Origin of the sequence: Actinomyces urogenitalis, from assembly GCF_002861525.1 — a bacterium.
Classification (GTDB): Bacteria; Actinomycetota; Actinomycetes; order Actinomycetales; family Actinomycetaceae; genus Actinomyces; species Actinomyces urogenitalis.
The window spans coordinates 165774-178134 of record NZ_PKHA01000003.1 but is presented as its reverse complement, the minus strand read 5'-3'; the positions used below and the strand labels follow the sequence as shown (position 1 = coordinate 178134).

Annotated in this window: 8 protein-coding genes; 5 read left to right on the top strand and 3 right to left on the bottom strand. The window is 68.8% G+C overall.

Annotated elements, in window-relative coordinates:
- Positions 1-116 precede the first annotated feature (116 nt).
- On the top strand, positions 117-1793 hold the full coding sequence (locus tag CYJ26_RS04900) for an alpha-amylase family glycosyl hydrolase (protein WP_101638055.1): 1677 nt from the start codon (positions 117-119) through the stop codon (positions 1791-1793).
- A gap of 357 nt (positions 1794-2150) precedes the next feature.
- Complete coding sequence (gene ileS, locus CYJ26_RS04895; RefSeq protein WP_006548672.1) at positions 2151-5513, top strand: isoleucine--tRNA ligase; 3363 nt, start codon at positions 2151-2153, stop codon at positions 5511-5513.
- Positions 5514-5592: 79 nt separating this feature from the next.
- On the opposite strand, the gene CYJ26_RS04890 is transcribed toward ileS, so the two are convergent.
- Positions 5593-6405: an HAD-IIA family hydrolase gene (locus tag CYJ26_RS04890; RefSeq protein ID WP_006548673.1), complete on the bottom strand. Its 813-nt coding sequence runs from the start codon at positions 6403-6405 to the stop codon at positions 5593-5595.
- A 258-nt stretch (positions 6406-6663) separates the two neighbouring features.
- Between CYJ26_RS04890 and CYJ26_RS04885 the strand changes: the two genes are divergently transcribed.
- The 3 genes from CYJ26_RS04885 to ndk all read left to right on the top strand — a co-directional run bounded on the left by CYJ26_RS04885 (position 6664) and on the right by ndk (position 9946).
- Positions 6664-8604, top strand: a complete 1941-nt coding sequence (locus CYJ26_RS04885) for a bifunctional folylpolyglutamate synthase/dihydrofolate synthase (RefSeq protein WP_101638054.1) — start codon at positions 6664-6666, stop codon at positions 8602-8604.
- A gap of 112 nt (positions 8605-8716) precedes the next feature.
- Positions 8717-9379: a dihydroxyacetone kinase subunit DhaL gene (dhaL, locus tag CYJ26_RS04880; protein WP_101638053.1), complete on the top strand. Its 663-nt coding sequence runs from the start codon at positions 8717-8719 to the stop codon at positions 9377-9379.
- Positions 9380-9511: 132 nt separating this feature from the next.
- Positions 9512-9946 carry a nucleoside-diphosphate kinase gene (gene ndk / locus CYJ26_RS04875; RefSeq protein ID WP_024035071.1) on the top strand — a complete coding sequence of 145 codons (435 nt, stop codon included), beginning with the start codon at positions 9512-9514 and terminating at the stop codon, positions 9944-9946.
- Positions 9947-10015: 69 nt separating this feature from the next.
- Here ndk and CYJ26_RS04870 read toward each other — a convergent pair whose 3' ends face one another.
- Together CYJ26_RS04870 and CYJ26_RS04865 are read right to left on the bottom strand one after the other, a co-directional pair.
- Positions 10016-11305, bottom strand: a complete 1290-nt coding sequence (locus CYJ26_RS04870; RefSeq protein WP_081945004.1) for an ABC transporter permease — start codon at positions 11303-11305, stop codon at positions 10016-10018.
- Positions 11302-12285, bottom strand: a complete 984-nt coding sequence (locus CYJ26_RS04865) for an ABC transporter ATP-binding protein (RefSeq protein ID WP_034237193.1) — start codon at positions 12283-12285, stop codon at positions 11302-11304. The genes CYJ26_RS04870 and CYJ26_RS04865 overlap by 4 nt, the downstream gene beginning before the upstream one ends.
- Positions 12286-12361 lie beyond the last annotated feature (76 nt).

Sequence of the window (12361 nt, the reverse complement as noted above, 5' to 3'; positions counted from 1 at the left end):
GTCAGCCTGATCCTGCCTACGCCTACCTGAGCCGAGCTGGCGGGGCTTGCGCAACCGTCGTCAACGGTGCGTACTCAATCACACGCTGAGTCCAGATTGCGTAAGTGAGGAGTGGCATGAGAGCCCAGCACGGCTTCCACGACGCCGTCGTCTACCAGGTCTACCCCAAGTCCTACCGGGACACCGACGGCGACGGCGTCGGGGACCTGCGAGGGGTGATCGAGAAGGTCCCCTATATCGCCTCCCTCGGGGTGGACTACGTCTGGCTCAACTCCTTCTACCCCTCACCGGGGCGGAACAACGGCTATGACATCGCCGACTACCGGGCCATCGACCCGGCCATGGGTGCGATGGAGGACTTTGACGCTCTGACCCAGGCGCTGGCGGCGCACGGCATCAGCCCCATGCTCGACATGGTCCTCAACCACGTCTCCACCCAGCACGCCTGGTTCCAGGCCGCGCTTGCAGGCCACCAGCGCTACCGCGACTACTTCTACATCCGTCCCGCCAAGGCTGACGGCTCGCTGCCCACTAACTGGGTGAGCAAGTTCGGTGGACCGGCACGGGCTCCCTTCGGGCCGGTGGATCAGGACGGGCGTCCGATGTCCGGGGAGTACGGTTTCTCCAGCCTCATCGGTGTCATCACCGGCTCCATGATCCCGGTCATCGGCGTCCTGGCGGCCTCCGGCATCCTCAAGGGCATCCTGGCCCTGCTCACCCAGCTCGACGTGGTGGACTCCGGGACCCCGACCTACACCTTCATCGACGCCATGAGCTCGTCGATGTTCTACTTCCTGCCCATCATCATCGGCTTCACCGCGGCCCGCCGCCTGGGGGCGGACCCCATCATCGTGGCGATCATCGGTGGGGTGCTGACCTATCCCAGCGTTGTGGCCATGTCCAACCCGGCCACCGAGGGCCACACCGTCACCGCTCAGATCGGACGTACCGTCTTCAACTCTGACTTCTTCGGCCTGCCCGTGGCGCTGCCGGAGGGCAACGCCTACGCCTACTCCATCTTCCCGATCATCGTGGCAGCCTGGCTGGCCTCGCGCATCGAGCCCTGGCTGAAGAAGGTCATCCCCGCCGTCGTGCGATCGATCTTTGCCCCGCTGCTGGAGATCTTCATCGTCTCCGCCCTCGTGCTCGTGGTCTTCGGCCCGATCGTCATGACGATCTCGGGAGCCATCGCCTCTGGCATGACCTGGGTGCTCTCCCTGTCCTACCCAGTGGCGGGCTTCGTCATCGGTGGCCTGTACCAGTGCCTGGTCATCTTCGGCCTGCACTGGGCCGTCATCCCTATCATCTCCCAGCAGATCGCCGACCCGGGATACTCGCCGCTCAACGCCATCGTCTCGGTGTCCATGATCGCCCAGGGCGGTGGGGCGCTGGCGATCTGGATCAATGCCAAGAACGTACGGGTCAAGCGCCTGGCAGGACCTGCCACGATCTCGGCGATGTGCGGGGTGACCGAGCCGGCCATGTACGGCCTCAACCTCAAGTACGGCCGGGTCTTCATCACCGCCTCGATCGGTGGAGCCGTGGGCGGCCTGCTCACTGGGCTCTTCGACGTCAACATGTGGGGCTTCATCGGCGCCTTCGTCGGCTTCCCCTCCTTCGTCAACCCCGAGGGGCTTAACTCCTCCTTCACCGGCTTCTGGATCGCCTCGGTGGTCACTCTGGTCGTGTCCTTCGTGTGCACGTACTTCTTCGGTTTCAAGGAATCGGACTTCGAGACGGAGAAGAAGGTGGAGAAGGTACGCCTGGGTAACCGCGAGCCCGTGGCGCGCTAGGGCAGTGTGGCGAGGTTGACGCTCCTGGTGTGCCGCCCAGGCTGGTGCCTGCCAGGCCCGCCCGGATACACTCGGCGCCAATCAGGCACTGACCCGGCCGCAGCCTCACGGCCTGCGGGTATCACCGGCGAGCCTCCCGGAAGAACGGGCCGACGACGTCGCGCACGCGCCGCCGTCAGCCTCACTAGACCCGGGCGGGTGAGGCCCGTACAGCCTCCCAAGGAGCGGTCGCGCCTCGTGCGCGGCAAGCGAGGTGGTACCGCGGTACCGCCCGCCCTCGGCCTGCCAGGGCACGAGGGAGGTGCGGCGTCGTCCTCGTGAGACACGGTTGTTCACGAGCACGACGCGAGGCACCCCATGGCTGACGCCCAGGCCACCACCCACACCGGCCAGTCCTTCCACCCGGCCGCCTACCCCCTGCACCGCGACGGGGCCGGCGTGTCCCCCTCGCCCTCCTTCCCGCAGATGGAGGAGGAGGTCCTGGCCTACTGGAAGCAGGACGGCACCTTCAAGGAGTCGGTTGACTTCCGCCCCGCCTACGACGACAACGGCCACTCCAACGAGTTTGTCTTCTACGACGGCCCGCCCTTCGCCAACGGCCTGCCCCACTACGGTCACCTGCTGACCGGCTACGTCAAGGACGCCGTCGGTCGTTTCCAGACCCAGATGGGCAAGCGCGTGGAGCGCCGCTTCGGCTGGGACACCCACGGCCTGCCCGCCGAGCTGGAGGCCCAGCGCGAGCTCGGCATCGACGACGTCTCCGAGATCACCCGCCCCGGCGGCATCGGCATCAAGGCCTTCAACGAGGCCTGCCGCTCCTCGGTGCTGCGCTACACCCATGAGTGGGAGGGCTACGTCACCCGCCAGGCGCGCTGGGTCGACTTCGACAACGACTACAAGACGCTCAACCCCGACTACATGGAGTCGGTCATCTGGGCCTTCAAGACCCTGTATGACAAGGGCCTGGCCTACCAGGGCTACCGCGTCCTGCCCTACTGCTGGCACGACCGCACGCCGCTGAGCAACCACGAGCTCAAGATGGATGACGACGTCTACCAGGACCGTCAGGACAACACGGTCACGGTGGGCCTGCGCCTGGAGGAGCCGCTGCGTGAGGGCGCCACCACCCCCGAGCTGGCCCTGATCTGGACGACGACGCCGTGGACCCTGCCCTCCAACGAGGCCGTGGCCGCCGGCCCCGACATCGACTATGTCATCGTCCACGTTCCCGAGGACCTCGACTCCCCGGTTGCCGGAGCGGACGTGGTCCTCGGCGAGGCTCGCCTGGGCGCCTACGCCAAGGAGCTGGGCGAGGAGCCCGAGATCCTCGCACGCCTGAAGGGCAGGGAGCTGGTGGGGCGGCGTTACCACCCGATCTTCGACTACTACGACGACGCCGGGCACCGTGCCGAGGGCGCGGCCCCCGGCCCCAAGGGCTGGACCATCATCTCCGGCGACTACGTCACCACCGAGGACGGTACCGGCCTGGTCCACATCGCTCCGGCTTTCGGTGAGGATGACATGTTCGTGTGCCAGGAGGCCGGGATCGCTCCCGTCCTGCCGGTGGACGACGGCGGCTGCTTCACCTCCGAGGTCCATGACTACCAGGGCCTGCAGGTCTTCGAGGCCAACAAGCCGATCACGGTGGACCTGCGTGACGCCTCGGGCCCCATGGCCCGGCGTGAGGAGGCCAAGCGTGCCGTCCTGGTCCAGCAGAAGAGCTACGTCCACAGCTACCCGCACTGCTGGCGCTGCCGTAAGCCGCTGATCTATAAGGCCGTGTCCTCCTGGTTCGTGGCCGTGACCAAGTTCCGTGACCGTATGATCGAGCTCAACCAGCAGATCACCTGGACCCCGTCCCACATCAAGGACGGCATCTTCGGCAACTGGCTGGCGGGTGCGCGCGACTGGTCGATCTCGCGCAACCGGTTCTGGGGCGCCCCGATCCCCGTGTGGGAGTCCGACGACCCGGCCTACCCGCGGCGCGACGTCTACGGCTCCTTCGCTGAGCTCGAGCGCGACTTCGGTGTCAAGGTCACCGACCTGCACCGCCCCGCCATCGACGAGCTGGTGCGTCCCAACCCGGACGACCCGACCGGCAAGTCGATGATGCGCCGTATCCCCGACGTCATGGACTGCTGGTTCGAGTCCGGCTCGATGCCCTACGCCCAGGTGCATTACCCCTTCGAGAACGTCGAGTGGTTCGAGTCCCACAACCCCGGGGACTTCATCGTGGAGTACATCGGCCAGACCCGCGGCTGGTTCTACCTCCTCCACGTGCTGGCTACCGCCTTGTTCGACCGTCCTGCCTTCACCTCCGTGGTCTCCCACGGCATCCTGCTGGGTGAGGACGGGCAGAAGATGAGCAAGTCCCTGCGCAACTACCCGGACGTCAACATGGTCTTCGACCGCGACGGTGCCGACGCGATGCGCTGGTTCCTGCTGTCCAGTCCGGTGGTGCGCGGAGGCAACCTCTCCGTGACGGACCAGGCCATCCGTGACACCGTGCGTCAGGTTCTCCTGCCGCTGTGGAACACCTGGTACTTCTTCACCCTCTACGCCGGCAAGGTCAATGGCGGCCAGGGGTACGTCAGTGACGGCCTGGACCTGACGGACCCCTCCCTGTTTGGCCCGCGCGGAAGCCTGGCGGTCATGGACCGCTACGTCCTGGCCCGCGTCAAGGACCTGGCGGACACGGTGCGCACCCAGATGAGCGCCTACGACGTCACCGGTGCCACCGCCAGCGTGCGTGAGTTCATCGACGTGCTGACCAACTGGTACCTGCGCACCTCCCGCTCGCGCTTCTCCGACGCCGAGGAGCAGGTGTGGCGCCCGGCCTTCGACACTCTGGCCACCGTGCTGCGGGTGCTCACCGAGGTCATGGCGCCGCTGGCTCCGCTGGTGAGCGAGGAGATCTGGCGTGGACTGACCGGCGGGCGCTCGGTGCACCTGACCGACTGGCCCGTCCTGCCCGCCCACGTGGCCGACCAGGCGCTGGTCACTGCCATGGACGAGGCCCGTGACGCGGTCTCGGCGGCGCTGAGCCTGCGCAAGGCGGAGAAGCTGCGCGTGCGTCAGCCGCTGCGCACGCTGACCATCGCCACCTCGGACCCGGCGGGTCTGGCTCCCTTCCGCTCGCTGATCGCCGAGGAGGTCAACGTCAAGGAGGTGCGCATCCTGGACGCGGCCGACGCCGGCTACCACGTGGAGCAGGTGCTCACCCTCAACCCGCGTGCCTTCGCCCCTGAGGTCCGCAAGCTCACCTCTAAGCTCTTCGCCGCCGTCAAGGCAGGGGAGTGGACGCTGACCGAGGACGGGGACGTGCGTTTTGACGCCGTCGTCCTGGACAGCGCCGCGGTGGTGCTGGAGGCCGAGGACTCAGCCTTCACCCTGACCAACCGGATCGACGTCGAGGACGAGTCCCTGTCTGCCACGATGCTGGCCTCGGGCGCCTTCATCGTGCTCGACACCGCCCTGGACGAGCAGCTGGAGGCCGAGGGCTGGGCGCGTGACCTCATCCGCCTGGTCCAGGACGAGCGCAAGGCCGCCGACCTGGAGATCGGCGCTCCGGCCCGCCTGACCCTCACGGTCCCGGCGGACAAGGACGCCTGGACAGGAGCCCACCTCGACCTCATCAAGGCTGAGACCAGCTGCGTGGCGATCGACCTCGTCACCGGCCCGGAGGGCAGCCAGCCCAGCGCCGAGGTCGCCACGGCCTGAGACCTGCTGAGCGCGACGGCGCCGCCACCCTCTGTGTGAAGGTGGCGGCGCCGTCTCGTGGGGGGGGGGAGAGACCCCGTCAGTCCCCGGCCTCGATGTGGGCGATGAGGTCGCCGATACCGTCGTGGATGGCGAAGGGACGGAAGGGGAAGAGCGAGACCTGTTCACGCGAGGTCGAGCCGGACAGGACCAGGTAGGTGCGCAGACCCGCCTCGACGCCGGCGCGCACGTCGGTGTCCATCCGGTCACCGACCATCGCGGCCGTGGTGGAGTGGGCGCCGATGGCGTTCAGACCCGCGCGGATCATGACGGGGTTCGGCTTGCCCACGAAGTAGGGCGAGCGGCCGGTGGCGGCCTTGATCATCGCTGCCACGCTCCCGGTGGCCGGCAGCGTGCCCTCGTCAGAGGGGCCGGTGACATCAGGGTTGGTGGCGATGAACTTGGCGCCCTTCTCGATGAGCCGGATCGCGTGGGTGAGCGCGTTGAAGGAGTAGTTGCGGGTCTCGCCCAGCACCACGTACTCCGGGTCCTGGTCCGTCATGATGTAGCCCGCGTTGTGCAGGGCGGTGGTCAGGCCGGCCTCACCGATGACGAAGGCGGACGAACGGGGCGACTGCTGGGACAGGAAGGCCGCCGTGGCGTTGGCCGAGGTCCAGATCCGGTCCTCGGGGATCTCCAGGCCCGAGCGCTCCAGGCGCGCGGACAAGTCACGGTTGGTGAAGATCGAGTTGTTGGTCAGCACCAGGAAGGGCAGATCCCTCTCCTTCAGCGCGTCGAGGAACTCCTGGGCCCCGGGAAGGGCGCGGTGCTCGCGCACGAGCACGCCGTCCATGTCGCTCAGCCACGCGCCGACGGGAGGAAGCTCGGTGAGGGGAGCGGTGCTGGTGTCCATGGGTGACTCCTTTGCCTGTGACGGCCCGCAGGGGCGGTACCTGTTGCCTGCGCCTCGCCATGGCGACGCGGCGCACTGTCTATATATATCGGATCATACGGACTGCCCCGCCCGGCCGCCCATGCTGGGCAGGGGCGTCAGGCCTCCAGCGTGACCCCTCTCGCATCGGTCTCACCGTGAGCGGACGGCTGCGTGAGCACCGCGCGGTCAGCGGTGGCTAGGCTGGCCCAGGTCCGCACACGAGCAGGGGAGCGCAGCATGTCCACCACGCACGACGACGTCACCGGCCAGCACCCGGGAGCCGCCTTCGGTATCCCTGAGGGCGCCGAGGGCGAGGAGGTCGTCGACGCCGTCTTCGGCGATGCCCGGCCCAGTGAGGGCCTGGAGGCCCTGCGCGCGGAGCTCGCCGCCCAGGCCGAGGGGCGCATCGCCGGCATCGAGGGCATTGATCCCGCGCTGATGCCCTACCTGGAGGCCGCGCAGGAGGAGGACTCGCTGGTAGGCCCGGACGGGTCCCTGACCCTGGCGCAGGTGCGTGAGGCCGGTATCTCGCAGGCCGAGCGCGAGGCGGCACAGGAGGAAGAGGACCTGCAGGCCCTGCGTGAGCTGGTGGCTCACAACATGCTGGGTTCGACGGGCTCCGGCGACCTGGACCAGCTCGACGCCCTGCTCGCTGAGGTCGACGAGGACGACAGCGACGACTGGGACCAGTGGGACCAGTGGGAGCCGGTCCTGCCGCAGGCGGATGATCCCACCGACCTGGGTGAGGAGCTGGCCAGCGAGATCGAGCAGCACCAGGCCGATCTGCGCGCAGCCGCCCACGGCGTCGAGGTCTCGGCGCGTATGCGCCAGGTTGAGGCCGAGATCCTCTCTCGCGCCCCTGAGCACAAGGTCCAGCCCTCCCTGGAGCGTGTCGAGGCGGTCCTCGACATCATCGGCCACCCCGAACGCACCTACACGGTCGTCCACATCACCGGCACCAACGGCAAGACCTCGACGGCGCGGATGACCGAGCGGCTGCTGGCGGCCACGGGGATGCGCACCGGCCGGTTCACCAGCCCGCACCTGGCCACCATCCGCGAGCGCATCAGCCTGGACGGTGAGCCCATCAGCGAGGAGGGCTTCATCGCCGCCTGGGAGGACGTGGCCCCCTACGTCGCCATGGTGGACGAGCGCTCGCAGGCGAGCGGCGGCCCGAGGATGTCCTTCTTCGAGGTCCTGACCGTCATGGCCTTCGCGGCCTTCGCCGACTACCCGGTGGACGTCGCGGTGATCGAGGTCGGCATGGGCGGTACCTGGGACTCGACCAACGTCGTCGACTCCGCCGTCGAGGTCATCACGCCCATCGGCCGTGACCACCAGGCCTGGCTGGGGGACACGATCGAGCAGATCGCCTCCAACAAGGCCGGCATCATCAAGGATGGCGCCACCCTCATCACCTCCACCCAGCCTCGCCAGGCCCAGGAGGTCATCGCTGAGGCCGCTGCGGCCCACGCCGTGGTGTGGCGCCGCGAGCTGGGGACGCAGGAAGACCCGGACGCCACGGACGCCGGAGTGCTGCAGGTGGTGGACCGCACGCTGGCTGTGGGGGGACAGATGGTCACTCTCAAGACGGCGGCAGCTACCTACGAGGACGTCTTCATCCCCCTGCACGGGCAGTACCAGGCTCATAACGCCCTGCTCGCCCTGGCCGCGGCGGAGGCGGTCTTCGCCGGGCGGGCTCTGCCGGCCCGGGTGGTCCAGGACGGGTTCGCTGCGGCGACCTCGCCCGGGCGCCTGGAGGTGCTGCGCTCCTCGCCGACCGTGATCGTGGACGCCGGGCACAACCCGCACGGCGTGTCCGCCTTGGTCCCGGCCGTGCAGGAGGCCTTCGGCTTCCAGCACCTGGTGGCCGTGGTCGGGGCGATGGCGGACAAGGACGTCGAGGGGATCCTCTCCGTCCTGGAGCCGGCGACGGACGCCGTGGTCGTTGTCCCCATGGACTCTCCGCGGGCCATGGAGGTCGAGGACCTGGCCGCCGTGGCGCGGGAGGTCTACGGCGAGGACCGTGTCATCGTGGCCGAGGACCTGGGTTCCGGCGTCGAGCAGGCCGTGGCGCTGTCCGAGGGCTTTGACGCTCCGATGACGGCCTCAGGCGTGCTCATCGTCGGGTCCGTCGTCCTGGCGGCTGAGGCCAGGGCGCTGTTCCACCGCGCCTGAGACGGGTGTGGGCTCCCAGACCTCGCCACAGGTGGAATGGCGTGGGAGACTTAAACAAGCATACGGGTGGTGCGCGTGAGTGCGCATGAGACGAACTGAAGAAGGAGATGGCATGAGCCTCGACGCCGAGTGGGCGATCCAGTGGGTACGACGCAGCGCCGTCGTGGTGCAGGAGCACCGCGACGCCCTGACCGCCCTGGACACAGCGATCGGCGACGGCGACCACGGCGCGAACCTGGAGCGTGGGTACAACGCTGCCGTGGCGCGACTGGACGAGATCGCGGCTGCGGGGCAGGCTCCCACGACGGCTGGGGAGGTGCTCCAGCTGGTGGCGACCTCGCTCATCACCACGGTGGGCGGTGCCGCCGGGCCGCTGCTGGGCACGGCCATGCTGCGGGCCTCCCACACGGTCGACGGCGCGCAGGTCGATGGTGCGCAGGTGGCGCAGATGCTCCAGGAGGCAGCTGACGCCGTGAGGCTGCGGGGACGGGCCGAGGCTGGGGACAAGACGATGCTGGACGCCTGGCAGCCCGCTGCGGCTGCGGCGCGTCAGGCCGCCGATCGCGGCGAGGGCCCGGTCGAGGTCCTCCAGGCTGCGGCCACGGCGGCGCACGAGGGCGCGCAGGAGACCTTGCCCCTCAAGGCGCGCAAGGGACGTGCCTCCTTCCTGGGGGAGCGCTCGCGTGGGCACCTGGACCCCGGAGCCTGCTCGACGGCGCTGCTCATCCAGGCTGCCGCGGACACCGCGCTGGCCGCCGTGGACCAGGAGAGCTGACCCTCGCTGAGGGACGCGAGGGTGCTACCGGGAGCTGGCTGCCTCGTGTAGCGTGCAGCACGACCTCGCCCCTCCTGGCCTGTCCGGGCCATGGTGGAGCGGGAGATACGTACCGTCTACCGAAGGAGTGCCATGGCTGAGGCCCCGGGCCGCATCCTCATCCTTATCAAGCCTGACGCCGTCCAGCGTCACCTCACCGGGGAGATCCTGCGCCGTATCGACGCCAAGGGGTATGACCTCATCGCGCTGCGCCGTGAGATCGCCACGCCTGAGATCCTCCAGCGTCACTACGCCGAGCACGTGGACAAGCCCTTCTACCCCTCGATCGTGGAGTACATGACCTCCGGTCCGCTCGTGGCGGTGGTAGCTCGCGGGCACCGTGTGGTGGAGGGGCTGCGTTCCTTGATCGGCCCGACCGACCCGACGACGGCGCCTCCTGGCACGATCCGCGGGGACCTGGGGCGTGACTGGGGCACGGACGCCATCGAGAACCTCATCCACGGCTCGGACTCGGATGAGTCAGCCGAGCGCGAGATCGCGATCTGGTTCCCCGAGCTGGCTGAGTGAGGCATCCCGGCAGTACTGGGACGGCCCACATGCGCTGACCAGCACCGCCGGCTGCGCGATGACGCAGGATCAGGCGGCCCGGCGTCCCAGCACCTCCTTGAGCGGGACCCTGGCGCCCATGCGGGTCACAGCCCGGGTGTAGACGCGAGCGGCCAGGCGCACCAGCAGGGGCAGGACTGCCAGCGCGATCGCCAGCGCGATCGCCTGCTCACCCCAGTCGGAGTACCCGAAGGTCAGGCGTGCCGGCATGAGGAAGGCGGAGAAGGGCGGGATGTAGGCCAGAACCCGCCACACCACCGACTGGGGACTGCCCATGGCCATGACGAAGGAGAGCATGTAGGGCACCATCGCCAGCATCATGATCGGCATGGTCACGTTGCCCATGTCCTCCTGACGGCTGACCAGGGCGCCTGCGGCCCCGAAGAGGATCGCGAAGGTCGCGAAACCGACGACCATCCACACCAGCATGACCGCCACCACCGAGTCCAGACGCAGGTCCGTGTTCGGCAGGACGTCCATGACGGCAGCGGTCGCGGCGGCCACGACGGCGATAAGCGCGTAGGAGGAGATGACGGCCAGACCCGTCCCGATCACCTTGCCGGCCAGCAGGGAGGTCGGGCGCACGCAGGCCAGGAGGATCTCCACGATCCGGCTTGACTTCTCCTCCACCACGCCCATGGCGATGACCTGGCCTCCACCCATGATGACGATGAAGAGCAGGATGTTGACGATCATGAGGGTCGTGTAGCGCACCCCGGCGTCCGCTCGGTCGCTCGACGGCGGGTCCAGGACCGTCACGCTCGGAGCTGCCTCAGCCACCGCCTGGCTCACCGCCGCGGGGTCCCCACCCAGGGCAGCGACCTGGTCGGCCAGCGCGCGCTGCTGGATGAGGGCGCTCAGCGCTGCCACCACACCCTGGTCCGCCTTCTCCTGGACCATCAGCTCGGGCTGGTCGGCAGCGAGGTCCAGGACCATGTCGACGTGCCCGGCCTGGTCCGCACTGTCCTCGCCCAGCGTGGTGGCCGGGTCCTGGCCCGTCAGGTCCACGATCTCGACGGGCCGGCCAGAGGAGGTCGTGAGCTCAGAGCCGGCGGCGTCAGTGAGGGCCTGGACCGCAGTGGCGCTGCTCCCGGTCACACCCAGCCGGTAGGGCTCGTCCTGTCCGCCGGAGAAGTAGCCGTAGGCGACGATGCCGGCCACGACCAGCACCATCATGATGATCTGGGAGATGACGGCTGACTTCTTCAGTAATTGGGTGCGCAGCTCGCGCCCGGCCACGAGCCGGATCTCGGCCCAGGCGGACATGGAGGCGTCGGGCGTGGCGCCGGAGGGACGGGTAGTCGTGCTCGTGGTCGTCATCGTGTGGTCTCCTCGGTGCGGGGCGGGTTCTCGCCGTCGACAGCCGGTGCGGTGAGTGCCTCGCGGAAGATCTCGGTCAACGGCTTGCGCACCGGTCCCAGCTCGCGCACGGTGCCGAGGGAACGGGCAGCAGCCAGCAGCTCCTGCTCGTCCTGGCCGGACGCTGTGACGATGAGGCGGCCATGGGAGTCCCGGCTGACCTCGACCTGCGGCAGACCGGCCAGAGCGGGGGAGAGGGGGCTCGGTTCCGTCTGGCTGGTGGCAGCCGGTGCCCCGGCGGCCGCTGCGCCGTCGTCGATGACGACCCTCCAGCGTGGGGAGGCGGTGGCAGCCAGCTCCTCGATCGTGCCGGCGGCAACCAGCTGGCCGGAGCGGATGATGACGATCCGGTCGCACAGGCGCTCAACGACGTCGAGCTGGTGAGAGGAGAAGAGCGTGGGGATACCGGCCTCAGCCCGCTCACGCAGGACCTGGCTCATGACGTCCACGGCCACCGGGTCCAGGCCGGAGAAGGGCTCGTCCAGGATGAGCAGGGCCGGGTCAGCCACGAGGGCCGCGGCCAGCTGGACACGCTGCTGGTTACCGAGTGAGAGCTTCTGGACCTCGTCGCCGCGGCGGGCCTGGATGCCCAGGCGCTCGGTCCACTCCAGCGCGGCCTCCTGCGCACGGGCCTTGCTCACGCCGTGGAGCCGGGCCAGGTAGGTCAGCTGGGCCTCGACCTTCATCTTGGGATACAGGCCGCGTTCCTCCGGCATGTAACCGATACGGCGGCGCAGGCCGGCGTCCACCGGCTGCCCGTCCCAGGTCACGGTTCCTGAGTCGGCCTCCAGCACCCCCATCGCGATGCGCATCGTGGTCGACTTGCCGGCGCCGTTGGCCCCGACGAAGCCGACCAGCTCGTCGTCGCCAACATGGAAGGACAGCTCGTTCAGCGCCTGCAGGGAGCCGAAGCGTTTGGACAGGCGAGAAATCTGGAGCACAGGGCCTCCTGGTGTCGGTCGTGAGACCGAGACTAACGACCGATCTGCGCACCGGCCTCCTCCTCGGGGGGGGGGG